At 50.9% G+C, this 25671-nt stretch carries 27 protein-coding genes and 1 other RNA gene; 10 read left to right on the top strand and 18 right to left on the bottom strand.

Annotated elements, in window-relative coordinates; translation table 11 throughout:
- Positions 1 to 16: 16 nt before the first annotated feature.
- Complete coding sequence (locus ACTL32_RS12995) at positions 17 to 586, top strand: GNAT family N-acetyltransferase (protein WP_441341877.1); 570 nt, start codon at positions 17 to 19, stop codon at positions 584 to 586.
- Between the two features lie 37 nt (positions 587 to 623).
- On the opposite strand, the gene ACTL32_RS12990 is transcribed toward ACTL32_RS12995, so the two are convergent.
- On the bottom strand, positions 624 to 821 hold the full coding sequence (locus ACTL32_RS12990) for a zinc-finger domain-containing protein (RefSeq protein ID WP_441341876.1): 198 nt from the start codon (positions 819 to 821) through the stop codon (positions 624 to 626).
- A 144-nt stretch (positions 822 to 965) separates the two neighbouring features.
- Here ACTL32_RS12990 and ACTL32_RS12985 point away from each other — a divergent pair, with 144 nt between their 5' ends.
- The 5 genes from ACTL32_RS12985 to ACTL32_RS12965 all read left to right on the top strand — a co-directional run bounded on the left by ACTL32_RS12985 (position 966) and on the right by ACTL32_RS12965 (position 3945).
- The gene (locus ACTL32_RS12985) at positions 966 to 1658 is read left to right on the top strand and encodes a queuosine precursor transporter (protein WP_441341875.1); all 693 of its coding nucleotides are present in this window, start codon (positions 966 to 968) and stop codon (positions 1656 to 1658) included.
- Entirely contained in the window at positions 1658 to 2047 is a 390-nt protein-coding gene (locus ACTL32_RS12980; protein WP_441341874.1) for a ribonuclease HI family protein, read from the top strand. The genes ACTL32_RS12985 and ACTL32_RS12980 overlap by 1 nt, the downstream gene beginning before the upstream one ends.
- A 120-nt stretch (positions 2048 to 2167) precedes the next feature.
- The gene (locus tag ACTL32_RS12975) at positions 2168 to 2377 is read left to right on the top strand and encodes a hypothetical protein (RefSeq protein ID WP_441341873.1); all 210 of its coding nucleotides are present in this window, start codon (positions 2168 to 2170) and stop codon (positions 2375 to 2377) included.
- A 20-nt stretch (positions 2378 to 2397) separates the two neighbouring features.
- Positions 2398 to 2715: a hypothetical protein gene (locus ACTL32_RS12970; RefSeq protein WP_441341872.1), complete on the top strand. Its 318-nt coding sequence runs from the start codon at positions 2398 to 2400 to the stop codon at positions 2713 to 2715.
- Positions 2716 to 2931: 216 nt separating this feature from the next.
- Positions 2932 to 3945 (top strand): PQQ-dependent sugar dehydrogenase, encoded by a 1014-nt coding sequence (locus ACTL32_RS12965; RefSeq protein ID WP_441341871.1) that lies wholly within the window; start codon positions 2932 to 2934, stop codon positions 3943 to 3945.
- A 36-nt stretch (positions 3946 to 3981) separates the two neighbouring features.
- On the opposite strand, the gene ACTL32_RS12960 is transcribed toward ACTL32_RS12965, so the two are convergent.
- The 3 genes from ACTL32_RS12960 to ACTL32_RS12950 are packed head-to-tail and all read right to left on the bottom strand — an operon-like array spanning position 3982 to position 5738.
- A complete protein-coding gene (locus tag ACTL32_RS12960) occupies positions 3982 to 4479 on the bottom strand; it encodes a GNAT family N-acetyltransferase (RefSeq protein ID WP_441341870.1) in 498 nt (165 codons plus the stop codon).
- A 16-nt stretch (positions 4480 to 4495) separates the two neighbouring features.
- Positions 4496 to 5506, bottom strand: a complete 1011-nt coding sequence (locus tag ACTL32_RS12955) for a S66 family peptidase (RefSeq protein WP_441341869.1) — start codon at positions 5504 to 5506, stop codon at positions 4496 to 4498.
- Between the two features lie 25 nt (positions 5507 to 5531).
- Positions 5532 to 5738 (bottom strand): hypothetical protein, encoded by a 207-nt coding sequence (locus ACTL32_RS12950; RefSeq protein WP_441341868.1) that lies wholly within the window; start codon positions 5736 to 5738, stop codon positions 5532 to 5534.
- A gap of 189 nt (positions 5739 to 5927) precedes the next feature.
- On the opposite strand from ACTL32_RS12950, the gene ACTL32_RS12945 reads away from it, so the two are divergent.
- Positions 5928 to 6572 carry an SDR family oxidoreductase gene (locus ACTL32_RS12945; RefSeq protein WP_441341867.1) on the top strand — a complete coding sequence of 215 codons (645 nt, stop codon included), beginning with the start codon at positions 5928 to 5930 and terminating at the stop codon, positions 6570 to 6572.
- Positions 6573 to 6672: 100 nt separating this feature from the next.
- Here ACTL32_RS12945 and ACTL32_RS12940 read toward each other — a convergent pair whose 3' ends face one another.
- The 3 genes from ACTL32_RS12940 to ACTL32_RS12930 form a co-directional block, all read right to left on the bottom strand.
- Positions 6673 to 6930: a hypothetical protein gene (locus ACTL32_RS12940; RefSeq protein ID WP_441341866.1), complete on the bottom strand. Its 258-nt coding sequence runs from the start codon at positions 6928 to 6930 to the stop codon at positions 6673 to 6675.
- 71 nt (positions 6931 to 7001) lie between these two features.
- Entirely contained in the window at positions 7002 to 7493 is a 492-nt protein-coding gene (locus ACTL32_RS12935) for a cupin domain-containing protein (protein ID WP_441341865.1), read from the bottom strand.
- Entirely contained in the window at positions 7493 to 8212 is a 720-nt protein-coding gene (locus ACTL32_RS12930; RefSeq protein ID WP_441341864.1) for a nucleotidyltransferase domain-containing protein, read from the bottom strand. The genes ACTL32_RS12935 and ACTL32_RS12930 overlap by 1 nt, the downstream gene beginning before the upstream one ends.
- Positions 8213 to 8323: 111 nt before the next feature.
- Between ACTL32_RS12930 and ACTL32_RS12925 the strand changes: the two genes are divergently transcribed.
- Complete coding sequence (locus ACTL32_RS12925; RefSeq protein ID WP_441341863.1) at positions 8324 to 9121, top strand: TIGR00266 family protein; 798 nt, start codon at positions 8324 to 8326, stop codon at positions 9119 to 9121.
- A gap of 124 nt (positions 9122 to 9245) precedes the next feature.
- Positions 9246 to 9713 (top strand): DUF2975 domain-containing protein, encoded by a 468-nt coding sequence (locus ACTL32_RS12920; RefSeq protein WP_441341862.1) that lies wholly within the window; start codon positions 9246 to 9248, stop codon positions 9711 to 9713.
- 51 nt (positions 9714 to 9764) lie between these two features.
- Here the strand turns inward: ACTL32_RS12920 and ACTL32_RS12915 are convergent, their stop codons facing one another.
- Both ACTL32_RS12915 and ACTL32_RS12910 read right to left on the bottom strand, forming a co-directional pair.
- The gene (locus tag ACTL32_RS12915; protein ID WP_441341861.1) at positions 9765 to 9983 is read right to left on the bottom strand and encodes a hypothetical protein; all 219 of its coding nucleotides are present in this window, start codon (positions 9981 to 9983) and stop codon (positions 9765 to 9767) included.
- 14 nt (positions 9984 to 9997) lie between these two features.
- On the bottom strand, positions 9998 to 11581 hold the full coding sequence (locus ACTL32_RS12910; protein WP_441341860.1) for an amidohydrolase: 1584 nt from the start codon (positions 11579 to 11581) through the stop codon (positions 9998 to 10000).
- Positions 11582 to 11762: 181 nt separating this feature from the next.
- On the opposite strand from ACTL32_RS12910, the gene ACTL32_RS12905 reads away from it, so the two are divergent.
- Positions 11763 to 13100, top strand: a complete 1338-nt coding sequence (locus tag ACTL32_RS12905) for a hemolysin family protein (RefSeq protein WP_441341859.1) — start codon at positions 11763 to 11765, stop codon at positions 13098 to 13100.
- A gap of 235 nt (positions 13101 to 13335) precedes the next feature.
- Here the strand turns inward: ACTL32_RS12905 and ACTL32_RS12900 are convergent, their stop codons facing one another.
- The 9 genes from ACTL32_RS12900 to ACTL32_RS12860 form a co-directional block, all read right to left on the bottom strand.
- Positions 13336 to 14265: a sulfurtransferase gene (locus tag ACTL32_RS12900; protein WP_441341858.1), complete on the bottom strand. Its 930-nt coding sequence runs from the start codon at positions 14263 to 14265 to the stop codon at positions 13336 to 13338.
- A 3-nt stretch (positions 14266 to 14268) separates the two neighbouring features.
- A complete protein-coding gene (locus ACTL32_RS12895) occupies positions 14269 to 17847 on the bottom strand; it encodes a dynamin family protein (RefSeq protein WP_441341857.1) in 3579 nt (1192 codons plus the stop codon).
- A 97-nt stretch (positions 17848 to 17944) separates the two neighbouring features.
- A complete protein-coding gene (locus ACTL32_RS12890) occupies positions 17945 to 18703 on the bottom strand; it encodes an SDR family NAD(P)-dependent oxidoreductase (RefSeq protein ID WP_441341856.1) in 759 nt (252 codons plus the stop codon).
- 118 nt (positions 18704 to 18821) lie between these two features.
- Entirely contained in the window at positions 18822 to 20324 is a 1503-nt protein-coding gene (locus ACTL32_RS12885) for a carboxypeptidase M32 (RefSeq protein ID WP_441341855.1), read from the bottom strand.
- A gap of 56 nt (positions 20325 to 20380) precedes the next feature.
- Positions 20381 to 22288, bottom strand: a complete 1908-nt coding sequence (locus tag ACTL32_RS12880) for an ATP-dependent DNA helicase (protein WP_441341854.1) — start codon at positions 22286 to 22288, stop codon at positions 20381 to 20383.
- 51 nt (positions 22289 to 22339) lie between these two features.
- Positions 22340 to 23476 carry a THUMP domain-containing class I SAM-dependent RNA methyltransferase gene (locus ACTL32_RS12875; protein WP_441341853.1) on the bottom strand — a complete coding sequence of 379 codons (1137 nt, stop codon included), beginning with the start codon at positions 23474 to 23476 and terminating at the stop codon, positions 22340 to 22342.
- Positions 23477 to 23598: 122 nt separating this feature from the next.
- Positions 23599 to 23980, bottom strand: an RNA gene (gene rnpB / locus ACTL32_RS12870) — RNase P RNA component class B.
- Between the two features lie 49 nt (positions 23981 to 24029).
- On the bottom strand, positions 24030 to 24323 hold the full coding sequence (gene gpsB / locus ACTL32_RS12865) for a cell division regulator GpsB (RefSeq protein ID WP_441341852.1): 294 nt from the start codon (positions 24321 to 24323) through the stop codon (positions 24030 to 24032).
- A gap of 98 nt (positions 24324 to 24421) precedes the next feature.
- Positions 24422 to 25669 (bottom strand): ribonuclease H-like domain-containing protein, encoded by a 1248-nt coding sequence (locus tag ACTL32_RS12860; protein WP_441341851.1) that lies wholly within the window; start codon positions 25667 to 25669, stop codon positions 24422 to 24424.
- Between the last annotated feature and the right edge of the window lie 2 nt (positions 25670 to 25671).

The raw sequence follows: 25671 nt of genomic DNA, 5'->3' as shown, positions 1-25671 counted from the left end.
AACAGGAGGAAACTTTATGGACTCATGGTTTATGAAGCTGAGGGAATATTTCCCGGCTAAAGAGATGAAATCCCATGCGCATATGAAAGGGTTGTTCACGGACAAAAGCGAAGTCTACAAATTAGACGAAGGCCCGGAATACACATTAGTCTATTTTGAAAAGGAGGATTTCCTGTTCGTCGATTATATCCTCGTCTCCAGTTCATCACGCGGCAGCGGCCTGGGCTCCAAAGTGATGGAGCGCGTGAAGAAGAAAGACAAAACGATTATCCTTGAAGTCGATCCCGTAACACCGGAAGATCCAGAATCAGGCAAGCGCGTCCGCTTTTATGAAAAACAGAAATTCAAGAAAGTTCCGTCCATAACTTATGTGCGGAACCACCCTGTTACCGGCGAAAAGAGTGAAATGGACATTTTCTATTGGTCGCCCGATGCCGTCACGGAAGAATGGATATTCGAAAAAATGAAAGAGGCGTATGAAGAAGTACACGCATTCGGCAATGAAATCTTCTACAACAAAGCTCCGCAGCCTCCGGAAGAAGTGCTGCAGCTCGAAACAGCCCATCCACGGCAGCGGGCAAAATAAAAAAACGGCAGCGGGTTCCGCTGCCGTTTTCCTATATTCATTTATGTCCAGTGCCTACTTTGTTCAATTCATTCCCCAAAAACTGCAGCTGTGTGCCGACGGAGCAATTGCTGATGCAGAAACGGTGCGCAGCGGTTTTCCCTTGCTCTTTCCGAAGTTGTTTCCGGATAAAACAGCCTTCGCAGTATGTCTCTATCATTTCGTCGATTTCATTAATGATTGAAAGTTTGTTCAACCCGTCACCCCTTTGAATTGCCATTCGCTAATTTTACTACTGATTTGTGATTTTTTGCAACAATAGTTATACTAGCAAAGGACATTTTTGTCTTTGCGGCGGTTCGCAAACTCCCGCCTCACCAAAACTAAGGAGGATTTTTTAATGTTCAATGAATTTTTTGGACTTGGCTTCGCCTTGGCCAATTTCGTCCTGCTCCTGCTGATGTATAAATTCTTCGGCAAGACCGGTTTGTTCGCTTGGATCGCCATTGCAACCGTGCTGGCAAACATCCAGGTGACGAAGACCATCGAAATCATCGGCCTGACTGCGACGCTCGGGAACAGTCTGTATGCTTCCACGTTCCTGGCGACCGATATACTCAATGAAAAATACGGGAAACAAGACGCACGGAAAGCGGTCTGGCTCGGTTTCGCCTCGCTTTTGATCATGGTTCTTGTTATGCAGGCCGGGCTTCAGTTCATCCCAGCCGAGAGCGACATCGCCAACTCATCGCTTGAGACCATCTTCGGGCTCATCCCGCAGATCGCCATTGCAAGCATGATCGCTTATCTGGCAAGCCAGCATCTGGATGTCATCATCTTCACCGCCATCCGCAAAGTTTTCCCGAAAGACAGCCAGTTCTGGATCCGCAACAACGGCTCGACATTGATCAGCCAGCTGCTGGATACATTGATTTTTACGAGCATCGCCTTTTACGGCGTTTTCCCGTTCGACGTCTGGCTGGAGATATTCATCTCAACGTATATTTTGAAGTTCATCGTTTCCGTGCTGGCCACGCCATTCGGCTATATGGCCAAAGCCACCACTCCGTTCGATGAAAAGCAGGTGAACTGATGCTGGAAGTGTTCATTGATGCAGCTACTGCCGGCTCTCCGCAGGTGAGTGCATGCGGCGTCTTTATCCGGGGGGAAGGGCATTCGATCAAGTGGAGTGAATACCTCGGCGAAATGGACAACCATACTGCCGAACTGACGGCTTTGGTGAAAGGGCTGCAATTGGCCAAGGGCCTGACCGCCGGCATGGTGTCGATCAAATCCGACTCGCAGGTGACCGTGGATGCTTTTGAACGGGAGTACACCAAAAATCCCCGTTTCAAACCGATCCTCGAAGAAGCGCTCGCGCTCAGCAAGTCATTCGAATATTGTTTCATCAAATGGATTCCGGATTCGCAGAACCGGGCAGCCGACGACTTGGCAAGAAAAGAATTGCGGGCACATAAATGAGAATCCAAAGAAAACGGCCAACAGCTATGGAGGCGCTGCCCGTTTCTTCCGAGATGGTGAGAGACGGCTTCCGGAAAGTCTGGTAAACTGGATACAGCTGAACTTAATGGAGGCAAAATTATGAGATCGAAAATTGGCATCATTCTCGATATTTTTATCCTGCTGATCGGCCCTTGGATCCTGTACACGCGCGTTGTGGAAATCATGGAGAACGGTGTATCCGTTTATCCGGTCATTTCGATTATCATCATTACGCTTGCGGTGCTCTTCTCCATTTACAACTTGTACTTGGTCCTGGCGTCAAAACAGCAGCAAACTCCGAAAAAATAGTGTGCGAAAGGTGATTCGTTTTGAAATCCGTCCTGTTTTATCTTGTGCCATTGGCTGTCTTTGCACTGGTCAATAATTTGGTTGACCGCCTCTACTGGCCCTGGTTTGTCACTCTCTTGCTGGCATTCCTGATGTTCCAGCTGGCACGCCTCCGCTATCCGAAAGATGGCGTGCCGCCGATTGCCAAGGCCTCCCAGGCCTTCTTCTACATATTGACCGTCGCTTTCATCTTCCGTGACCAATACCTGGATCCGTTCATTATCAACCTGCTGCTCGGTGTAACGCTTGGAATCGTCATCGTGGAGCTCATGAAGCACAGAAAAAAGCCGTCAGCTTGACGGCTTTTTTCATTGGAGAGAACCTTCACACGACATACCATATCAGAAAAAGTGCAATCGCGATGGCGATCCACGTAATGATCCGGATCAGATTCCGTTTTTTGCGGATTTCTTCTTCTTCTTTTACATCTTTTAGAAACGGCATAACCTCTCCCCCTCTCCTGCGTTGCCTTTTGCCGGGACCATCCATTATGATTGAACAAAGGAGGTATTCCGGTGAGAAAATTCATGATTCCGCTGCTCTTCCTTAGTATAATCGCCGGCTGCAACGATGCACCAGCGAAACCTGAAGAAGCGACCGCTCCGACCGAAGCGATCGCCTCCGGCTTGGATGCCCCATGGTCCATCAACAAGTCTGATGAGGAGTTTTATATCTCTGAACGCTCCGGTACCGTGGCGCATATCGACAGCGCCGGCAAGGTGACCCAACAAGCGGTGGAGTTCTCCGACCCCTTGTCTGATGCGGCAGAAGCAGGATTTCTAGGATTCGTGCTGGCTGACGATTTTTCTGACACGGCTCAGGCCTATGGATATTATGTATACGACCGGGACGGCAGCTCATACAATAAAATTGCCAAGTTCCAACTGGAGAACGGCATATGGAAAGAAAGCAGTGTGCTGTTGGAAGGGATTCCGACCGGCAATGTCCATCACGGCGGACGGTTGGAGATCGGAGAAGACGGGGCGCTTTATGCTACGATCGGCGATGCCTCAGATCCTGATCTTGCCCAGGATATGGGATCCGTCAATGGCAAGATCCTGCGGTTGAATGAAAACGATGAATTCCTCATCTATTCCAGCGGGCACCGCAATCCGCAAGGCATGGCCTGGGACAGCGGCACCATGTACGCCTCCGAACACGGCCAATCCGCCAATGATGAAATCAACATCATCGAGGAAGGCAATAATTACGGGTGGCCGATCACCGAAGGTACTGCTGAACTGGACGGCCTTGAAACGCCGTTTTACACGACCGGTTCCGGGGATACTTGGGCGCCCAGCGGGATAGATGTACAGGACGGCATGCTCTATGTCGCAGCACTCCGAGGTACCGCCCTGAAAGTGATCGATCTGGAAACGGGTGAAGTAGCCGATTCCATCGAAGGCTTCGGGCGCGTCCGCGATGTCTATGCGGCCGGAGAAGAAATTTACTTCATCACGAACAATACGGACGGCCGGGGCACGCCCTCTGAAGGCGATGATAAATTATACCGCCTCAGCCGTGAATGAAAAAAGCGCTGGATCGCCAGCGCTTTTTTCTATGCTTTAAAGAAATTTGACCATCAAGTCCTCGTCGATATAGCGGTCCTCCGCTTTCATTGCGCGGAGGTCGACGCCATATTTCAAGAAACCCAGATGCCCGTATAATTTTACTGCCGGGACATTGGCCGAGTTGACCATCAAATACAATTGCTCAATTTCTCTGTGCCGCTTGGCATAGCCGATCAATGTTTCCATCAACCTCCGGGCAATTCCTTTGCCGCGGGCAGAAGGCGTCACATAAACGGCATAGACCGAAGCGCGGTGGCCTGTTTTGGTTCCCATCTCCATGGCTAACGTGACATTGCCGACAAGCTTTCCATCTTCAAAAGCGCCGAACGTCACAGCGGCTTTGTCCGAAAGGCGGCTCTCCGTTTTCTGAAGCGGCGCCTTCAGCGCATCTTCAAGGGACGCGCTAAAGGCATCCGGGTCTTTCGTCAAAGCTTCGATCCGCAACGTCCTATATCCCGCAGCATCTTCCGGCCCCAATTTTCTAATTTCCATCTTTCCGACTTCCTTTTCACCTGAATTCCTGTTTCACTGTCCCTTTGCCGTTTTCCACATCAATCGTGGCATATGCGCCGTTGATGAACGTGATTTGCGGCGGCATATGGCCGAGGTCGATATCATAAGCGATCGGTACGCCAAGTTCATCCGACAGATCGGCGTACATTTTTTCTATGGTATACCCTCCGACTTCTTGATTCGCCGGGCTTCTGCCGAAAACGATTCCGGATATATGGCTGAACCAGCCTGCGTATTTCATCTGGGTAAGCGAACGCTTGAGATCGGCAACATTCATCTCGCAGTTCTCCAGATACCAGACTACCGGCTCTTCGGGAATATGCTCCTCCCGAAACTTGGCGATGTCCCCATAAGGCGTGCCGATTACATGGCGGATCACGTCGATGCACCCTCCGAGTAAGCGGCCTTCAAACCGCTCCCCTTCGCCCGAGACCGTCTTCCACTCCGTCGGTTCCGTCAAATGGAAAACGACCGGCGATGGCGCTTCGTGGCTCCATTCCAGCTGATACTTTACCGAAGATTCCTGCTCAACAGACCCTCCCGGATTTGTTCGCAGCACATCGAGCCAGCGGCCAGTTGTGGAATCGGATGCCTCCCCCCTCAGATCGATCAGGTTCGTGCCGTGGGCAGTGGCAATTCCAGTGTTCAATGTAATCGCAAGCAGCAGCAAGCTCACATCTGAATATCCGAGCACCCATTTCGGCTCCAAATCGGCAAAGTCGAGAAATTCCAGGGTTTCTACCAGCAATTCTCCACCCCATGGAGGAAGGATCAGGTCGATTTCGGGATCCTTCAGCATGCGCATCAGTTCCGCAGCACGCTGTTCTGCCGGCGCTGACTTCGCCTCGGTTTGTGTCCAGGCTGTCTCACCTGTCTGGACGAGAAATCCCTGTTTTTCAAGCCGTTCTTTTGCTTGTTGCAATAAATGATGGTGCTCCTGCGGGACGCCAGAGGATGGCGCAGTCACTCCAATGGTCCGCAAAGCGCTTTCCGGATATCTGATCATCGAATTGCCCCTTTCGGTGTTGCGGTTATGTAAAGGTTACTAAAGCATAAAGCAATCCGCAAAGGATCGCTCCGCCTAATAAGAAAAGAAACGCTTGGGTTATAAAGTCCCAAAACATGTTCGGTTTCCGGTCCAAGCTTTTTTCCTTCGACTGCGACAATCCATATGACAAGCCTGTGGGCGCAGTGTCATTCATCATTTCACCTGTCTTCCTGATGCGTCGGGTTTCCATTGTGTTCCTCCTTTGGCTAAATCAATAAGAAATTTGTGTTTAGAAATATTATACTAAAGAGTCCAAAGATGGAAAGGCGAAATTTCAAAATTATTGAAAAAGCTCCTTTTCTCCCCCTACGGTTATCCCTTCATATGGAGGGTATAAAAGGTATAAGAAGATCACGTATACGGAAAGGAGACTGTAAAAATGAAAGTACTGGTAGTAGGAGCCAACGGGCAAATCGGCCGGCAGTTCGTCCAGATGCTTGACAAAAGCGGGACGCATACGCCCAAGGCGATGGTGCGCAGACAAGATCAAGTCAGCTTTTTTAATGCATTAGGCGTGGAGACGGTATTGGCCAGCCTCGAGGGTAGCATCGATGAAATCGCTGAGGCCATGGCTGGCTGCGATGCGGTCGTTTTCACTGCTGGCAGCGGAGGGGGAACGGGCGCTGATAAAACTTTGCTCGTCGATCTTGACGGTGCCGCCAAAACTATTGAAGCGGCCCAACGGACCGGCGTCAGCCGATTTTTGATGGTCAGTGCCATCTATGCCGACCGCCGGGAAAACTGGGTCGATGAAATGGCCCCTTATTATGTTGCAAAACACCATGCTGATAACATACTGCGGGCAAGCGGCCTGACGTATACCATCATCCGCCCGGGCCTTCTGACAAACAGCCGTGGAACCGGCCTGATCACCGCTTCTGAACAGCTGGACGGCGGACCGATTCCGCGTGAAGATGTGGCTGCCGTCCTTCTCCATTCCCTTTCAAATGAACATGTCTTTAACAAAGCGTTTGAAGTCATTTCTGGGGATGATCCCATCGAAGAAGCGTTGAACCGTCTCTGATGATAGTGCCAGGCACTATTCGGGCATGGCATTGACAAAGAAGATCTTTTTTCGCGCATCAAAAAAGATGGCCCTCAGCAATGAGGTGCCATCTTTTTCATCAAGCCTGAACTCTTTCTTTTCCTTTGAGGCTTTTCACACCAAGCACCAATTGGAAAACAGAAGCGATCGAACAAATGATAATTGCCGCATAGCCGAGGCCATTGATCGGCTGCAGAAGAAACGTTCGAAATACGATCAATAGCAGCATGGCCGCCAGCGCGAAATTGACAACATACGGCTTGTCATAAAATTTCTTTAGCGAGATTCCTGCGAATATTGCTGAAGCAACAATCAGTAAAGTTAAAAACATTTCCATTCCGGTCCCTCATCCCCTAAGCTTTTGACCCAATTTTAGCACAGTTCGCTCCATTAAAGTAGAACCTCTCGTTACGGGAGTTCCTTATATGCGAGGAGCTTAATCACGCGCTCATGCTGCGGATATTCAACTGTGAGTTGCGCTTGCGAGAAAAGTTCGAAATCCTCGAATACAAAACCTGGTGCGACCATGCAGCCGACCAGCGCAAACGTATCCGGACGGTCGACAGAAGAACCGAAAATGCTGCCTTTTTCCACACGCACCTGCGGCTTTTCGCCTGCCTGAACGTCTAACCCTAATTTTTCCTCGCGGTATGCCCCGTCGGCCCCGATGATGTGGACCGTGAGCGGACTGCCTGCATGGTAGTACCATAACTCATCCGACTTCAGCCGGTGCAAGTGCGAAACTTCCCCGGACTGCAGCAGAAAATAAATGCTTGTATAAAGAGCCCTTTCACCCGAATGGAAAGCTGCCGTCTCTTCCGAACGGAAAGACGGTTTATAGAAGCCGCCTTCCGGATGCGCCTCCATTTCCAAAAGCCGGATCCAATCTTTCGCGTCCATCAAATCCGCTCCTTTCTCTTGCCAGCAGAAAATCCTTCAAACAGCCTGCCGCCAAAAGGAGATAAAGCCTCTTCTGCCAGCCGGATCACCGGGTCTTTATCGCCGGTCCGGTAAAAATGTCCGAACGCTTCTGATAACGCCTCCGCAAAGTCCGGATCAAATTTTTGCAGCGACCGGTAAACCCACTTGGATTGCCCGGTCCATTGCCGGTTGGTGCGCAGCACGAATTCCGCAAGGAGCTCCGCTAAATGCCCCGCAATGAATAAAAGTTCCGCTTTTGACTCGCTGCCGGTAAAATCGTCCAGTGCATCTGTAATAAAGTATCTCTTGGCGCCGATTTCATCAAGGGTCCATTTTTTCGGGCCCGCTGCCAGCAAAAGATCCGCTTCCGCTTTGATCCCAGCCAGTACTCCCAGGTCCTTGAGCACCATGCCTTCCGAAACCATCGCCGGCAATGAAGGGCGCGAGCGGGCACAATCACTTTCAAAAAACGGCTGGTATGATGAAAGGTTGTGGACAAACACCTCTATTGGCCAATCTTGAAAAAGAATGGACTCCCTGTAGGACGCATGAACGCCTTTATCGAAAACCACAATGTCCAAATCTGAAGTCGCTGTCGCTTCCCCTCTCACTACACTTCCGGCGAGAACTGCCGCTTCGCAGTCCGGATGGAATTTATCTATGTACATGGCCGACGCCACAATCGGTTCAATTCGCATGTTCTTCTTCCTTTCGCAAAAGTTTTCATTCGGACAGGTTTTCGTGAAACCTTGTCCTGTGCAATACCGTATTAATTATATAGCAGAAACACAATCCTAGGAGGAAAAAACATGAACAATCACGAAATCGACTTTAAACTGCACGGCGATGACATGCAATTTGTCGAAGTGGAACTTGATCCGAACGAGACCGTCATTGCCGAAGCAGGAGCTTTGATGATGATGGAGGACGGCATTGCAATGGAGACTATTTTCGGGGACGGGTCGAAAAACAGCGGATCGGGATTGATGGGGAAACTGATGGGAGCCGGAAAACGCCTAGTGACAGGGGAAAGCCTGTTCATGACCGCTTTCACTAACCAAGGGACCGGCAAACGGAACGTATCTTTCGCCGCCCCTTATCCCGGAAAGATTATTCCGCTGGATTTAAGCACGCTAGGCGGTAAAGTCATCTGCCAGAAAGATTCGTTCTTGGCTGCTGCAAAAGGCGTATCGATCGGGATTGAACTGCAGCAAAAACTCGGGACCGGCTTTTTCGGCGGCGAAGGCTTTATCATGCAGAAACTTGAAGGCGACGGGCTCGCTTTCGTCCATGCAGGCGGCACGCTTTACCGCAAAAATCTACAAAAAGGTGAAGTGCTCCGAGTCGACACCGGCTGCCTGGTCGCGATGACTGCAGATGTCGATTACAATATCGAAATGGTGTCTGGGGTCAAAACCGCCTTGTTCGGCGGCGAAGGCTTGTTTTTTGCCACTCTCCGCGGTCCCGGAAGTGTATGGATCCAGTCCATGCCGTTCAGCCGTCTCGCCAGCCGCGTCTTCGCAGCTGCTCCGCAGAACCCTGGCGGCAGTTCGCAAGGCGAAGGCAGCATTGCCGGCGGCTTGTTCAATATGCTCGGCGGAAAATGATGCAGCTGGCCGGCAGATTTGCAAGGTTTACAGATTCCCTCTTTCCCAGCTGCAACACGCTTTTATAGCCCTAAGCCAAGGGACTGAAAAAATCGGCGCAATCCGGAAGGAAGAGGTGCTATCCATGAAAGTGCTTGCTAACTTTTTGAAGCTTGTGGTTTTGCTTATCGGCCTCCCCGTTCTCGCTGCCTGCCTGTATGGCTTGACGCGGTTCGATCCGGACTCCCCATACTGGGCATTGCCGGAGCTGGCGGAATTGCAGTACCCCGTATTAATCGGCATGTATGCAGCGATGATCCCTTTTTTCTATGCCCTATATCAAATTTTCAAGTTGTTGGGCGCCCTCGCCAAAGGGAGAATTTTTACTCCTTCTTCCATAATGGCCGTGCGCAACATCAAATATGCTGCGCTCGCTATCTGCTTTTTGTATGTGCTGGAGCTGCCGTTCTTGCACCGCCTTGCCCAAGTGGACGATGCTCCGGCGACGTTGATCGGTTTGTTCGTCATAACCGTTTCCGGCGTAATTGCCGTAATAACCGGTTGGCTGCAGAAACGCATGCGGAAAAACATACCGGAGCGGGCGGCATATTAATCCTTGAACAAGAAAAAACGCTCAGATTCTGAGCGTTCTTTTTTTGGTCCATTAAAGTTCTTTCTGTTTTGCTTGGCGCATTTCCTCTACGGCTGCATGGTATTTCCCGAAATCGAACTCCACGCTTTTCGGTTTGTAGAAATACAAGATCGACTCTTTTTCGCCCTGGGACAGCATAAAATCGACCACTGCTTTCGGGCTCTTCATATCTGCCCCCGCTTTTTCCGCAGCCGCCAATTTTTCGAGAATGGCCTCTGGTGTTGCTGGCATCCAATCATCCTTCCTTATTGGTTCACGCTGATTTTGCTGCTGTACATGACATCTCCCGCAACGATTGTCATGGCGACGTTCGCTTCAAGGAATTGCTCCGGCTGCCCTTCGAACAGATTCCGGTCTAGCACCGTAAAATCGGCGTCATAGCCGTCCAGGATCTGACCGCGTTCATGTTCTTTGCAAATTGCCGCTGCGCTGCCGCTCGTGTACAATTGGATCGCTTCGAAACGGCTCAGCTTTTCATGCGGCATATAGCCCTCATGGGTTTCATATGGCTTTCTTCTTGTGACCGCCGCATACATGCCCAAGAGCGGATTCACGTCCTCGATCGGCGCATCGGAACCGCCTGCCGCAATGAGCCCTTTATCGATCAAGCTCTTCCAAGCATAAGCCCAATTGATGCGGTCTTCGCCGAGGCGTTCGATGACCCACGGGAAATCGGAAGAAACAAAGCTCGGCTGCAGGTCAAGCGCCACATCCAGCTTCACGAGCCGTTCCACGAGATCTTCCCTGACAACCATCGCGTGGATCAGCCTGTCTCGCTTCCCTTTCGGCACCGGATGCGCTTCGATGGCATCCAGCGCTTTTTCCATGCCCAGATCGCCGATCACATGGATGGCCACAGCTTCTCCGTGCTTCCGTGCCATGGCGACCAAGTTCTTCAATTCATCATCGGAATGGATCGCCACGCCGTTCGTAGTCGGATCGTCGTTGTATGGCCGGCTTAGCAGGGCGGTTTTCCCGCCGATCGAACCATCTGCAAAGATTTTCATTGCGCCCGGATCGATGAAAGGTTCGTTGTATTCAGCCGTTTCGATCATCTTTTCAAAAACACTGTGCGCCCGGAGCAGGTTCGCCCGGAACTTCAATTTTTCACCGATGACATTTTTGAACGCTTGAAGCGGGCGCGAGTAATCGCCGTAATAACCCATGTCTTCAGTATGGGCGCCCGTCAACCCGAGCGACAGCAGATCTTCTACCGACGTCTTCAAAGCGTTCGTCAAATAGCCGATGCTCACTTCAGGCACTTGATTCGCCACCAAATCTTGTGCGGCGTCCAGCAAATAGCCTGTCGGTTCCCCGTCATAATCGCGCACAATCACACCGCCGTCCGGATCCGGCGTATCTTTGGTGATCCCGGCAAGCCGCAGAGCACTCGAATTCGCCAAAATCGCATGCCGGCAAACGCGCTTCAGCAGCATCGGGGATTCGGTGATCTGATCGAGTTCGCTGCGATGGAAAATTTTCCGGTCAGGGAAATTGTTTTCATTCCACCCTTCCCCGATAAACCATTCATCTTTTGCCAGATTTTCGGTAGAACGGATGAGCTGGTTCTTCATGTCTTCAGCTGATTCAATTTTGGACAAATCAACCCGCAAGAGCTTTTCGCCATGGCCAATCATGTGCATATGGCTGTCCACAAAACCCGGATACATGACTCTCCCGCGCAAATCTTCTTCGCGGTCAGCTTCCGCTTTCAGTTCTTCGTAGCTGCCGATCCTTTCTATTTTACCGCCGGAGACGAGTACCGCCTCCACCGTTTCTCCTTCTGTTGCCATTGTATAGATCTTCCCGCCATGCCATAGGGTTTTCATGGTGTCACTCCTTTTCTAAAGATAATCATAAATCCATTTCATGCTGCGTTCAACCACATTCACTCCGAAAAACCTAATTTTTTGCGCAATTTGCGCTGGGAACATAAAACCGCTAAAATATGCTATAATTAAACCCATATTTTAGAAAGCTGAGGTGAACCCTCCAAGCCGGAGGGAACAATTGGACAGTATACTCATTTTGAATTTAGTTTTGGTGGCTTTTTTAATTGCATTGACCGCTTTGTTTGTCGGTTCCGAATTCTCGATCATCCGGGTGCGCCAATCCCGCATCGATCAGCTGATCTCGGAAGGCGACAAACGGGCCGTGCTGACGAAGAAAATCTCGGACAACCTGGATTATTACCTCTCGGCCTGCCAGCTGGGCATCACAATCACCGCCCTCGGCCTTGGTTGGCTCGGCGAACCGACAGTCGAGCGGATTTTGCATCCTGTTTTCGAAAACTTCGGCATCCATGACCCGACCGCTTCGATTTTGTCGTTTGCGATTGCGTTTGCCAGCATCACGTTCCTCCATGTCGTTCTGGGTGAATTGGCTCCAAAAACGCTAGCCATCCAATATTCCGAAAAAATGGCTTTGTTCTTTTCGCGGCCGCTGATCATTTTCGGCAAGATCATGAATCCGGCTATCTGGCTGATGAACGGTTCAGCCCGTCTGCTCCTTCGGGCATTCGGCATTGAACCTGCCGGGCATGAACAGGCCCATTCGGAAGAGGAATTGAAGATCATCATGGCCCAGAGCTATCAGAGCGGCGAAATCAACCAGACGGAATTGTCGTATATGCAGAACATCTTTTCTTTTGACGAGCGTTTGGCAAAAGATGTCCTCATTCCGCGTACCCAGATGGAAACGGTCTCGCTTGAAATGGACCATGAAGATTTGATGGAAATCGTCGCTGAACACCAGTACACGCGCTATCCTGTAACGGAAAACGGCGACAAGGACAATATCATCGGATTTGTCAATGTCAAAGAAATGCTGACGAATTTTACGGTCACCCGGAATATGAAAAACAGCATGGTGGTCCACGATATTCCATTTGTTGTCGAGCGCGCTCCTATACAGGATGTGCTCGTCACGATGCAGCGCGAACAGGTCCATATGGCAATTGTCATCGATGAGTACGGCGGCACTTCCGGCGTCATCACGATGGAAGACATTTTGGAAGAGATCGTCGGAGAGATCCGCGATGAGTTCGATGACGACGAACCGGATGAAATCAAAGCGCTTGATGAAAACAATTATCTGCTGAACGGCCGGGTCCTTCTTTCCGATCTGGAAGAACGTTTCGGGCTGACGTTCGAAGAAAGCGAAGATGTGGATACGATCGGCGGTTGGGTGCAGTTGAAAAACACGGAGATCACAGAAGGCGAATCCGTCTCCCTGCCGCAGCACATCATCACTGTCATTGAGATGGAAAACCATCAGATTATCACTGTCCAATTAACCCGTATCGAACAACTGGAATCCGAAGAATCGGACGAAGGAAAGCAAGAATAGCAAAGGGGCCGTCTAAAAAGGCCGCTGTCCATTGCGGCGGACGCTTTCCGCGGGCTTGCGCCGAACTAACTCGGACTGCCGTCCGAGTGGATTTCGGCACTTCGCTGTCCCGCTGGAGTCGCCGCCTCCATTCCCAGCAGCCATTTATAGCAAAAAGAAAAGTCCGGAGGAGAAAAAGCATTGCTTTTTCTCCTCCGGTCTTTAGTTTGGAGCTTTTTAGACAGCCCATTTTATTTTATTTATCAGCAAGCAGCGATTTTTCATATTCGAATTTTTTCATGAGCATTTCCCCGGAGTAGCCTTCTTCGATCAGGCGTGCAAGGATCGCTTTTGCGTCTTCTGTTTCTGCCTCCGGCTGGGACAATGAATCGATTTCGACCACATTGGAGCTGTCGGAAATCCAGTCTGAGAAGCTGCCGACATACAGCCGAAGCGATTCATGGCCGGCTTCCGCCAATGCGGCAAACAATGCAGCAGCGGACACGCCGCTGCCGCAGTAAACGACTGCAGGCTCCTGTTTTTGCAGGACGTCGGAAAAATCGGTGTCCTCTTTGAATTGATGATTGCTGACCAGCTTTTCCCAATCGAAATTCCGCGCACCGGGAATGCGCCCCGCAACGGGATCAATCGGTTCTTCAATCCCCGAGTAGCGCTTAGCAGAACGGGCATCCACCAGCACGCCAAGCTCATCGCCTTCGATTATGCCCTTCACGTAGCTTTGGTCAGCATAGAGAGAATCATCGAAGCTTAGTGCACAGTCAGTGCGCAGAAATTCCCGAATGTCCGAAGCCACTTCGATGCCATCCGCTTTTAAAGCTTCAAAGCCGCGCTTTGAAATAAACACATTCTTAAAGCCGGCATATTTCAAGAGCCACCAAGCGCGTGCCGCAAATGGCGCGCCGCCCTGGTCGTAGACAACCACAGAATCTTCGGGATCCAGGCCGCTCACATGGATCAGTTCAGCCAGCTGCTCCTTTGAAGGCATCGGATGGCGTCCGCCTTCGGCTCCCATATCGGATAAATGCTTTTCCAGATCCCAGAAAATTGCACCTTTCACATGGGATTCCGCGTATTGGCGTTCGCCCGCACTTGGATCCTTCAAGTCGAACCTTGCATCAATCCAACGGTATTGCTGCGTATCATTCGTGTCGATAAATACTTTCATCTCCTACACCCTCTCAGCTACCAGATTATCATACATTTTTTTCCATTCTCTTAAGATCTCTTCCTGCTGCAATAGCGTACGTTCGGAATCGATCTGGTCCATCGCCTGGCGGAGAATATGCTGGCGCAGCCCTTCCGCTTCCTGGTCCACAAAATGTTCTGCCCAACCCGCGAGTTTGGCTTTCTCCTGCTTCAGGTAAAGCGCGGCATCCCGCTCCATCAGCGCTTGAAGTGCATCGCGCAGCTTCTCTTTTTCATTCTTCTCAAAGAAGGTTTTATTGTTTCGGTAAAGCGATTTGACGGAATTGTAGTTCGCTTGGCCGAACGGTTTCCCGGCTTCCACAGTCCCCGCCTCTTCCACTTCGTATGGCGTGAAGGCGAACTCCGGGTTCATCTCCTTGAGTTTGGCCGTATCGTCTTTGAACCGGCCGGCGATCCGTTTTTCGATAAACTGCGACAAGCGGAAATTGGTGACCCGAATTTCCTGTTCAAAATCGAATGCCGTCATTTCGACAATATCCGCTAGTGCTGTATCCAGCGCTCCTTGAGCCGGTTTTGAAGAAAAGAGCGACGGGTTGAATGCTTCCTTGAAAAAGTCGTTAAAGCGGTAGAACACCCGCTGGTTGACGTAATAAAGCAATTCATCAAGTTCCTGCAGCGCTTCTTTTGTCAGGAGCTGGGAGGCAGAAGCCCCAAAAAGAATGCGGAGCTGCTGTTCAAGGCGTTTGAGCTCATCGAGCCGTTCGTCTTTCCGGACGAGGTTCTTCTCGGTCTGCGTGATCAGCGCTTCAAAACGGTTCACCGCTTTCTGCTCTTCCTCCGACAGCGATTGGACGGCCAGCCCCTTCAATTCATCTTTCAGGAAATGCTGGAAGTCCGACTCGAATGCCGAAAGCCCCGACACGTTCCGGTCCTGGAGCGCCAGCAGGCTAGAAACTCCATACAGGCGCGGGAACCGGATGCCGAACCGCTGCAGTTCATCCCGGACATAGGTGATGACCGCTTCTTTTTCGGCTTCGTCGCTCGCCAGGTCAATGGCGTTGACGATAAAGAACATCTTATCCATTTCGAACGCATCCTTGACACGCCCGAGCTGGATGAGGAATTCCCGGTCTGCGCGGGCGAAAGCATGGTTATAGTACGTTATGAACAAAATTGCATCCGCGTTCCGGATGTATTCGAACGCGACATTGGTATGGCGCGCGTTGATCGAGTCCGCGCCGGGCGTATCGACCAGCGTGACGCCGCTGCGCGTCAATTCGCAATCGTAATAGAAATCGATTTCATCGACAAAGCAGCTGCGCTCTTCTTTGGCTACGTATAAGCCGAACTCTTCCCGGTCCGTCCGGAGCGTAGCGCCGAGCTTTTCTTTGAATTCGGGATAGCCTTTGCGGAAGGCGGCGATGAAGGATTTATGGACTTGCTGCTCCGTCGCTTCATTTGCCGGCAGCTCCCGCGATTTGCTGTACGCTTCTTCGAGCGACCGCGCTTCGATACCCAATGCCTGGAAGGAATTGCGGACGTCCTCAAGGAGCTGGGCGGCTGTCTTGAGCCGGACATCCGCCGTTTCGTGCGGATGCTTTTCGGTCACGGGACGGATCCGGTTGATGGTTGCTGTTGTCGGGTTCGGCGATACCGGAAGGACCGTTTCGCCTAACAGGGCGTTCGAGAAAGAAGATTTTCCTGCGCTGAACGCACCGAACAAAGCGATCGTGAATTCCTGGTTTTCGAGCCGGGCAGCTTTGCGCTTCAAATACTGCGCCGTTTCTGCAAAACCTTTGATCGGCTCAAGCACCCGGGATGTCCGCGTGGCACGGCCGATGACGGCCGCTTCATCCATCGCTTCAGCAATGCGCTGCACTTCCTGTTCAGGCGCGCTGCTTTCCGCCTTCTCCGTCTTCAACATGGACGGGTCGAACTGGATCATTTCTTCAATGGTGATATGGAATTCACTTTCCCAAAGAGCCACCTGCTTTTCTGCTGCTTCCTGCTGTTTCGGCAGCATAGCGGAAAATGCCCGCTTCACTTTGACAATCCGCTCATCCATTTGTTCAAGTGTCTGGATGGCGAGAATCTTTTGGTTCAGCTGTTCCGCTTTCATGCCGATCTGCACGCTGGCATCGTCGGAGAGCTCCTGGAATTTCGGTTCCTGCCTGTCTTTCCAGCTTTCCGTTTCTTTGATGAACCAGCGCTGGACCAACGTCTGGATGGCTTTTGCCACATTCAAAACCGTATCGCCCGTAATCTGGATTCCTTGGGGAATGCCTTCATCAACAAGCGAAAACGGTACGTCGAACGGCATTTCATCGATCGCAAGCGACTCACTGTCTGTCAAGAGCCCAGCTTGTTTCAGCGACGTCTTCATTAATTTTTTCAAGTGCCCGGTGATTTGGGAAGCCGCAACCGTGGAAAGGCGGTTTTCCACTTCCCGTTTCCGGTTCTCGCGCTCTTCCTGTGTCTTTTTCGCACTGAACAAGAGGCCGACCTTGAAGCTGGGCTGCACTGATTCCAGATAGTTTGTCAGCGCATTGCGCAGTTCATACGGCATCAGGTTGGCATTTTCGACAAGCTCTTTGCGGTTTTTCTCAAACGCTTTGCGCCAGTCTTCGAATTCCAGAACCGACTGCCGCTGCTCCACTGAAGCGCTTTCCGCTTTCAGGTCATCCCGCATGGCCCATTCTTCTTCCGTCAAAACGGAGGAGAATGCCTGCAGCCGCTCAATCTTTTCATCTTCCAAAAAAACCAGATGCTCATCTTTCAGTTGCTCGAGGGCCGACCCGGCCGCTTCTCCCACATGGCCTTCCCAGCCATGCATGGACTCGGACACCAGTTTTTTGACCTCGGCAAAGTCATTGCCGGGAAAGTCGAAATCCTTCAGGGAAGTGTAGAAGATCCCTTTCGGCTCTACGCCCCAAGCGGCGAACGAATCCTTGACGGATGCTTTGAATTCGCTGAACGGAAGTTCTGCCGCCTGGTGTTTGTCGATCTGGTTGATAATCAAATACAAATTGGTGTATTTCTGCAATTCTTTGGTGAAGTTGAAGTTCAATTCGGATTGAACATGGTTGTAATCCATGACGTAGAAAACCATATCGGCCACATGGAGCGCAGATTCGGTAGACATGCGGTGCGCATCATCCGTGGAATCGACACCGGGCGTGTCCATGACGGTGACGCCGTCAGGAAGGACCGAATCTTTGTGTCCGATTTCAATCTGGGTGACATCGCCGTTCTTGCAATAGGCTTTGACTGCTTCAAAATCATAATTTGCCGGGAAATAAACCGGCTTGGTTTGCTTCATGTTGACGATTGCGTAATCGCCGTCAGCCTTGTGGACATTGACGATGTTGGCACTCGTCGGGATCGGGCTTGAAGGCAGCAAGGTTTCACCTGTCAGCGCATTGATCATCGATGATTTCCCGGAAGAGAAATGGCCGGCGAATCCGATGATGAATTTGTTTTTCAGAATCTTTTTGGCAAACAGTTCGGCTTTTGCGGCCCGTTCGCTGTCTTCATTTTCTTCAAAGATGTGGTAGAGCCTGGCCGTTTCTACTAATTCCTTTTTGTGTTCGAGTGCTGTCATGTTGTATATCCCCTTCTTCCAATTCTGTTAACATCATAACATTTTTTTCGGAGGAACGAAAAAAATCCTTTCCCCGAAAGGAAAGGACGCGTTGCGTTCAGGAAAAACCGTGGATCGACATACCGCCGTCGACAAACAAGGTCTGACCGGTAATATAACTTGCGGCATCGGACGCCAGGAATACAACCGGCGTCGCCACTTCCGGCAATTCCCCGACGCGCTTCATCGGCGTAACAGCCAGTATCGAAGCAAGATAGTCTTCGTCCGCCAGAATCTTTTCCGTGAGCGGTGTACGAAAATACCACGGGCCGATGGCATTGACGCGGATGTTCTTCGGTCCCCATTCCATCGCCATGACACGCGTCATCTGGATGATGGCCGCTTTGGAAGCCGCGTAGACGACCCCTGTCTTCAGCGCGCGTTCGCCGCCGACTGAACTGATGTTGACAATCGAACTTCCCGCTTTCATCCGCTTGGCGGCTTCCTGGGAAAATATGAATACACTGTGCGTGTTGGTATCCATGATTTTATGCCATTCTTCATCACTTGCTTCTTCCAGCTTCGACCGGATGTTAATGCCGGCATTGTTGACCAGGATGTCGAGGCCGCCGAATTTCTCGACGGTTTTATCGACCGCTTTTCGGATTTCTTCCCGCACTGTGATATCGGCTGCCACGAATGACGTTCGGCTATTGCCGATCTCTGCTTGCACCTGTTCGAGATCCGCTGCCGTCCGGGCGACCAGCATGACGTTGGCCCCGGCTTCAGCCATGGCAATCGCAATCGCCCGGCCGATCCCTTTGCCTGCACCGGTCACGATTGCAGTTTTTCCTTCAAGGCTCATTGATTTCAACATTATATCCCCTCCTTTTATCATTATAAGCAATATTCGGGGAATTGGTTTATAAAAAAGAAGAAGCGGAACCGTGAGTTAATAAAAAAACGGAAAAGGATTCCCTTTTCCGTTCCGCCACTCAGTTTAATTGATAGATCTTGGTGTATTTCTGCTCCAGATAGCTGGCCAGGTGCTCAGCATTCAGCCCTTCGCCGGTCGCATCCCGGAGGATCTCCAAAGGCTTTTTCATGGCTCCGTGGCGATGGACATGTTCTGTCAGCCATTCACGGATCGGCCCGATATTCCCTTGTTCCAGCAGATCTTCAAAATTCGGAAGATCCTGGAGCATGGCATTCTTGAACTGGGCTGCATAGATATAGCCCAATGCGTAGGACGGGAAATATCCGAAGCTTCCGCCAGCCCAGTGGACATCCTGAAGGACCCCTTCTGCATCGTTGGCCGGCCGGATGCCCAGATATTCCTCGTATTTGTCATTCCAGAGCTGCGGCAGATCCTTGACTTCCAGATCGCCGTTAAAAAGCCCTTTCTCCAGCTCATAGCGCACCATGATGTGGAGCGCGTACGTCAGTTCATCTGCTTCAATGCGGATGAGCGACGGTTTTGCTTCATTGATCGCCCGCAGGTAGTCCTTTTGAGCCACATCAGCGAAAAGATTCGGTGCCGATTCCTTTAGCAGGCGGAAATTCTTCTTCCAAAACGCATCGCTTCGGCCGATAAAGTTTTCGAAAAACAGCGACTGAGATTCATGGATGCCCATGGATGCGCCGGTCTCGACCGGCATGCCGGCAAGTTCTGCCCCCAGATTCTGTTCATACAGCGCATGGCCCGCTTCATGGATTGTACCGAATACGGCTGAACGGAAATCATGTGCATCGTACTTCGTCGTCACACGGATGTCCTGGCGGTTGATGTTCGTCATGAAAGGATGGACGGTTTCATCCAGGCGCCCTGCCTCAAAATCATAGCCGAGCTGTCCAAGGATCCGATAGCTGAAATCGCGCTGTGCCTCTTTTGGAAAATGGCCGAAAAGAAAGGCGGTTTCCGGCTTGTCCGTTGATTCGGAAATCTTCCGGACAAGTTCCACGATGCGGCTGCGCAAAGCCCCGAACACTTCATCCAGCACTTCTGTCGTCATTCCGGGCTCATATTGATCGAGCAGCGTATTATAAGGGCTGCCGTTCTTTTCACCCCAATAGCCGATCATTTCCTTCGTCATGGCAACAAGCTTTTCCAGATAAGGCTGGAAAATCGAAAAGTCGGCAGCCTCTTTCGCCTCTTCCCAGACGGATTCCGCTTTGGCCTGGAGCACAACAAACTCCTTGAACTTTTCAGGAGGGATTTTTTTGCTCAAGTCATATTCTTTTCTTGACTCTTCCACGGAGCGGCGCAGCACAGGATCCAGCTCTTCTTTCTTCGCTTCCAGTTCAGCCAACATGTCGCCGAAGCTGTCGGAAGTTGCAAGTGCAAATTCTTCAGCTGACAAAGTGCCGATTGTCTCGGACCGGAGATCCACCCCTTTTTTTGGAGCTCCGGTGCGCAAATCCCAATACAATAAAGAAAGCGCCTCCCGGTATGCACGCAATTTATTGACATGCGCACTGTATAGTTGTTCAATCGCCACAAATATCCCTCCACATCCAATTTAGACTAATAGTGTATCATATCACCTTGCGGCTATTAGAAATTTTCCGTGGGAACAGGCAATATTTTATCCCACAGATGCTGTACCGCCAATTCTTCTTCATTCAGCAGCAGATGGATTTCTCCATGATCGCTTGAGGTACGGATCAAACGGCCGATGCCCTGCTGGATGCGCAGCTGCATAAACGGCAAGTCGATTTCCTCAAGTGGGTTGTTGCTGAAACGCCGCTTCGCTTCGAATACAGGGTCCTGCGGCGGAAATGGCAGATCGACGATGATGACTTTCGTCAAAGCTTCTCCTGGCAAATCGAGTCCTTCCCATAAATGGTAAGAGCACAAGATTTGGAACTTCCCTTCCTGGAAATCCTTCACCACGGTCGATAATTCGCGGTCCCCTTCAAATTCAATCGTGTATTGATGATCCAATGGCAGGGAGCGCTTGAAATTGTCCATATCCATTTTGGATTTGAACAGCACCAGGGTCTGGTCGCCGGTCGAGAACAAGTCAAAGACGCGGCCGAATTTTTCGTTTTGCTCAAGCGGATGCTTGAAGATTTTCATTGTATCTTCGTAATCGAATGGCGACGGAACGGAAAACGACTGGAAATCATCAATCCCTAAGCTATCTGCGATGTAGGTGAAATCCTTCTGAATCGACAGCGTGGCAGAAGAGAAAATGATCGGCATCTTGCCGTCAAAAAAGTTTTCTTCCAGAATATCCGTGACCAGGCGCGGCATGATCACCAATGTTTCGATTTCGTCCTTCACTTCCAGCCAGTTGATGGCATCGCCTTCTTCAACGAATAAATTCATTGCGAATGTATACACGTCGAAGTATTCCTCGGCAAGTTTCAGGTCGTATTCCGGAATGGTGTACAACTCGCCTTCAAAAACGAATTCTTCCATCAACGCATCGATTTTCCGGATCAGCTCACGGCCGAGCGCCAACAATCCTGCCGGCTTTCGAATGCCTTTGCGGTCTTCATCGGAAGCGATGGTGTTCTTCTTCAATTCCCGGAAAAATTCATTGTGCAGGTCGATGATTTCCTCGATCAGCGACAAGGTTTTCTCCCGTACGCCGTCGACCATAACGCGGTCCGTTACATTTAAAAGCGTCATTTCCTGTACTTCGTAAGTCAATGCACGCTGTGCGGCAAACTCCAGCAAATGGCCTTCGTCTAAAACAATTTGCGAAACTTCCGGCAAGAGCGGCGTCTGGCCTTCCCGGATGCGGGTCTCTTTTGTCCAAATATGCTCCATCAGGAAATCATGCGAGCAGATGACCAGGTCGGTCGCCTGGCGGTAATGGTTGCGATGGATCGTCTGGCCGCATTTATTGCGCAGTTCGCACGCCGTGCAGTTCTGGATCGGGTGGTAATTGACCTGTTGCCATTCTTCATCGGTGACGTCCGGATAGCTCGAACGTTCGCCGTATGGGTAGGTATTTTGCATCGAGTACGTTTTGTTGACGAATTCAGGCAGACTGAATTCGATGTCATCCAGGAAATCCGCATCGCTCCGCTTTTGTGCGCCTTCAAGGCGCTGCAGGCAGAGATACTGGTCGCGGGATTTTGCCAATCGCACGTCCAGCTTTAAATCAAACAGGCTGTTGAGACGGTCGATGTCCCCGCCCTTTTTCACCAATTGTTCGATAAGCGTTTCATCGGCACACGAAATCAGTGCCGGTTTGCCGGTGTACCGCGCATACGCGATGGCCGGCAGCAGATATGCCAAGGTTTTCCCGGTGCCCACGCCCGCTTCTGCAAACAGCACCGATTTGTCTTTTAACGCCTGTTCGATCTGGAACGCCATGAAAATCTGTTCATCGCGCAGATCGAAGCCTTTTTCCGGCAATTCATCGTAGAATACATCCCCGATCCAGTCGTTTAGCGATTCGAAAAAGGTTTTTTCCTTGGATAACGGAAAAGGTAGTGGCTGTCTCATAACATTCTCCTCACAGAGAAACGGAAGGGCTCTGGCCCTTCCGTTCTCGCGTCATTTATTTTTAGGGCGTTCTCCCCAGAATTGGAATAGGTCTGTGCGGATAAAGCCGTTGAAGAGCTTCCGCTTTTTCGTAGCCGGCTGTCCGTAAAGTGTTTCAAAACGGGCCATTGATGACAGCATATACACCGACCAGGTCGGATGCTGTGCAAATATGCGTCCCATATCCTGAATCATTTCTTCAATCACTTCGATTTCACCGATCCGTTCGCCATAAGGCGGGTTTCCGACGACAACGCCGTTTTCCCCGGTTGCGACAAAATCCTTCACTTGGCGCTGCTGGAATTTGATGATATCTGCAAAACCGGCTTCGCGTGCATTTTCTTCCGCCAGCTTGACCATCTTATGGTCGATATCTGTCCCAAGGATGTTCAGCGGCTGGTCATAATCCGCCAGCTCTTCCGCTTCTGCACGGACATCGTCCCAAATCTTAGCTCCCATCCATGGCCATTCTTCACTGTCAAAATCGCGGTTATAGCCGGGGGCGATATTCTGGCCGATCATGGCTGCTTCGATGACAATCGTGCCGGATCCGCAGAACGGGTCTACGAACGGCCGGTCCGGCGTCCAACGGGACAGCTTCACAAGGGCCGCAGCAAGTGTTTCTTTCAATGGCGCTTCCCCTTGGTCAAGGCGGTAGCCGCGTTTATGGAGCCCGGCGCCGCTTGTGTCGATCGACAATTGGACTTTGTCCTTCAGGATCGACACTTCGATTTTAAAGCGGGCTCCTGACTCATCGAGAAAAGAATTGCGGTGGTATGCTTTTTTCAGGCGCTCGACAATCGCTTTTTTGACCAAAGCCTGGCAATCGGGGACACTGTATAATTTGGATTTGACCGACTTCCCTTGGACCGGGAAGCTGGCATCGACCGGAAGGAACTTCTCCCATTCGATCGCCTTCGTCCCTTCGAACAATTCATCGAAGGTGTAGGCGCTGAATTCGCCCGCGATGATTTTCACGCGGTCAGCCGTGCGCAGCCAAAGGTTCGTTTTGGCGATATCGCGCTCATCGCCTTCAAAAAACACTTTTCCGTTCTCTGTCTGGGTTTCATAGCCCATTTGCTTCAGTTCATCCGCCACAATCGACTCCAAGCCCATTGCCGCGGTTGCGAGTAATTTAAATTTAGCCATATTGACTCCTTTTCCTCTTGCAAGTTGTTCTATACTGACGGGTTTTCAATCCCTTTTCCTTTATAAGCAGAAAAGCTCCCCGGAAGGAGAGCCTTGAAAAAGCATGTTAAAGCCAAACGAAATTCTATAAGCCATGTTTTGTTTCCACGTACTCAATCGGTTTGCACCTCGTACTGGTGGACGGCAATCATCTATCTGCATGCCTAAAGCCTGCCTCTTCCTCGGTTCAATTCCTTTGGAAAAGTGCCCCTACCATAATTTGGGTTTCTCACTCGCGGGGTTTACCTCGTTCCACCTGCATAATTTCTTATGCAGCTCCGTCACTGTGGCACTTTCAGGGTATTTCGGCCATATCCGAAGACTTAGGCGTTCTACCCGCCGTCAACTGCAAAGCAGCTGCCTTAGCTTATTGTTTCGCTAAGCGCGATCACTACGGCCATCGCAGGTCCGTGTGAGCATGGACTTTCCTCTCCAGGCCAAAACCTGGAGCGATTGCCAGAATTTCAGATGGCTTAACAAGTATACGCCATTCGCGCGGGAAATTCAAATCCCATTAATTATTGTTCAGCTTGCTGCCGAAAACGTGGTTTTCAAGATGCGACAAGCGGCGCAGGATATCGAAATTCGTGGTTCCCGGTGCCGGAGCCGCCTGTTTTTTCGGCATGTCTTCCAGTTCCGCACGCAGCCGTTTGTTCTCGGTCTGCAATTGTTCAATCTTTTTATTGAAGATTTCATAGTCCTGGATGATTTCATCTAAAAAATGGTCCACTTCGTCTTGGTTATAGCCGCGCATTCCAGTTTTAAAGTCTTTTTCCAAAATGTCTTTCGCTGTGAATTTATTGTCCATTTTTATCGTCCTTCCGTAACGTCCCGCTGTAGACTGACGTTAATGCAAAATAAAAACTTGCTTTACGCTAAGTATAGCATAAGGCAAGTTTTCCGTGTCTAGTTCTTCTCAACTTCCGGGCGATTTTTTCGGATTTTATCTTCCAGGCGCACCAGGCGTTTCTGGATATCGCGGATGGTGGACTGGCGCACTTTGGTATGTTCGCTTGCTTCTCTCGCAAAACCCGCCATGACCAGCGCTTGGCTGAGGTCTTTCAGCTGATGTTCATACAGCTTTGAAGCGTGGACCCAGGCCTCCACTTCCACCGCGCCGCGCAGATGGGGAGCAGCTTCTTTAAAGAGCTGTACGGCTTCCAGGTAGCGGCCCCCCCTTTTTTTCTGGATGGCCAGCAAATAACGGGCCATGGCCCCTGCGCTACCCCGCTCCTGTGTGACGTGCTCGAGGTAGGCGGCGCTTTGGTCGAATTGTTTCAGGTCCGCATACCATTTGCCGATGTTTGTATAAGCGCCGCTCGTCTCCGACAGAAGATCCTGCATCAAGAGGTCCGAAGACAATACGTACAGCGACACCAGCGACAGGATATCCAGTTCATTGTGGTACAGCACTTTTGCAAGGCCGTCGGAATAGCCGCTCTTCACCGCATCCAGGTAGATCGGCGGAATCAGGAAGCCGGGCACATCGCCGACACGCTCAAAGCCGAGCTTCTCTTCTTCGATTGTGCTGAGCTTCATGCGCTCGAGTTCATTTTTCCAGATGCGCTTTGTGCCGTGGAAAAGGTCAACTTGCCGGGGTTCAGGCAGTTTCGGAAGGATGTTCCGGTGCATCGTCCAGCGGGAAGTCAGCTGCGGCCAGTCAAAACTTTTGCCATTGTAGGAAAAAATGATCGGCTGTTCTTCTTTCCATAAGCCGGTCTCATAAAGAAAGGCGGCTTCGTGGGAAGGGTCCGGCATGATGTACTGGGTCATCTCGAAGGAGTCCTCTTTCCGGACGAGCAGGCCGACCAGGAAAATATAAGCTCCTGTGCCGCTGAGTCCTGTCGTTTCCGTATCGAAAAAAAGGATCGGGTCTTCTTTTTTCAGCTTGAATGGATGTTCGAACGGCGTTTGTTCCCATGCCTCGAGCACCCTGTCCAACTCGGAAAGGAGCACTTTCCCGTGGCGCGTATCAAGCGGATAAGTGATTTTCTTTTCAAAGACGAAACCGAAATGGTTCTCTTTCAGCTCAAGGCCAATTTCCCGCCATGCATCGGCATGCTGCGGCCGTTGGATCGCTGCCGGCGGCCGTTTTTTGGCCGGCTGCTTTTTTAGCATCCCTTTCATCTGGAGCAGTTTGTTTTCAAATGACATCG

The sequence above is a fragment of the Planococcus sp. FY231025 genome, assembly GCF_052078085.1.
Taxonomy (GTDB): Bacteria; Bacillota; Bacilli; order Bacillales_A; family Planococcaceae; genus Planococcus.
This window is presented reverse-complemented; position numbering and strand designations above follow the sequence as displayed.

Excerpts from the sequence above, each read along its gene's own strand:
- ACTL32_RS12995 (WP_441341877.1), top strand. The coding sequence starts at position 17 with ATGGACTCATGGTTTATGAAGCTGAGGGAATATTTCCCGGCTAAAGAG.
- ACTL32_RS12945 (WP_441341867.1), top strand. The coding sequence starts at position 5,928 with ATGAAAGTACTGGTAGTAGGAGCCAACGGGCAAATCGGCCGGCAGTTC.
- ACTL32_RS12890 (WP_441341856.1), bottom strand. The coding sequence starts at position 18,703 with ATGTTGAAATCAATGAGCCTTGAAGGAAAAACTGCAATCGTGACCGGT.
- ACTL32_RS12880 (WP_441341854.1), bottom strand. The coding sequence starts at position 22,288 with ATGAGACAGCCACTACCTTTTCCGTTATCCAAGGAAAAAACCTTTTTC.
- ACTL32_RS12960 (WP_441341870.1), bottom strand. The coding sequence starts at position 4,479 with ATGGAAATTAGAAAATTGGGGCCGGAAGATGCTGCGGGATATAGGACG.
- gpsB (WP_441341852.1), bottom strand. The coding sequence starts at position 24,323 with ATGGACAATAAATTCACAGCGAAAGACATTTTGGAAAAAGACTTTAAA.
- ACTL32_RS12940 (WP_441341866.1), bottom strand. The coding sequence starts at position 6,930 with ATGGAAATGTTTTTAACTTTACTGATTGTTGCTTCAGCAATATTCGCA.
- ACTL32_RS12985 (WP_441341875.1), top strand. The coding sequence starts at position 966 with ATGTTCAATGAATTTTTTGGACTTGGCTTCGCCTTGGCCAATTTCGTC.
- ACTL32_RS12910 (WP_441341860.1), bottom strand. The coding sequence starts at position 11,581 with ATGAAAACCCTATGGCATGGCGGGAAGATCTATACAATGGCAACAGAA.
- ACTL32_RS12920 (WP_441341862.1), top strand. The coding sequence starts at position 9,246 with ATGAAAGTGCTTGCTAACTTTTTGAAGCTTGTGGTTTTGCTTATCGGC.
- ACTL32_RS12860 (WP_441341851.1), bottom strand. The coding sequence starts at position 25,669 with ATGTCATTTGAAAACAAACTGCTCCAGATGAAAGGGATGCTAAAAAAG.
- ACTL32_RS12980 (WP_441341874.1), top strand. The coding sequence starts at position 1,658 with ATGCTGGAAGTGTTCATTGATGCAGCTACTGCCGGCTCTCCGCAGGTG.
- ACTL32_RS12975 (WP_441341873.1), top strand. The coding sequence starts at position 2,168 with ATGAGATCGAAAATTGGCATCATTCTCGATATTTTTATCCTGCTGATC.
- ACTL32_RS12930 (WP_441341864.1), bottom strand. The coding sequence starts at position 8,212 with ATGCGAATTGAACCGATTGTGGCGTCGGCCATGTACATAGATAAATTC.
- ACTL32_RS12925 (WP_441341863.1), top strand. The coding sequence starts at position 8,324 with ATGAACAATCACGAAATCGACTTTAAACTGCACGGCGATGACATGCAA.
- ACTL32_RS12915 (WP_441341861.1), bottom strand. The coding sequence starts at position 9,983 with ATGCCAGCAACACCAGAGGCCATTCTCGAAAAATTGGCGGCTGCGGAA.
- ACTL32_RS12895 (WP_441341857.1), bottom strand. The coding sequence starts at position 17,847 with ATGACAGCACTCGAACACAAAAAGGAATTAGTAGAAACGGCCAGGCTC.
- ACTL32_RS12875 (WP_441341853.1), bottom strand. The coding sequence starts at position 23,476 with ATGGCTAAATTTAAATTACTCGCAACCGCGGCAATGGGCTTGGAGTCG.
- ACTL32_RS12900 (WP_441341858.1), bottom strand. The coding sequence starts at position 14,265 with ATGAAAGTATTTATCGACACGAATGATACGCAGCAATACCGTTGGATT.
- ACTL32_RS12935 (WP_441341865.1), bottom strand. The coding sequence starts at position 7,493 with ATGGACGCGAAAGATTGGATCCGGCTTTTGGAAATGGAGGCGCATCCG.
- ACTL32_RS12950 (WP_441341868.1), bottom strand. The coding sequence starts at position 5,738 with ATGGAAACCCGACGCATCAGGAAGACAGGTGAAATGATGAATGACACT.
- ACTL32_RS12955 (WP_441341869.1), bottom strand. The coding sequence starts at position 5,506 with ATGATCAGATATCCGGAAAGCGCTTTGCGGACCATTGGAGTGACTGCG.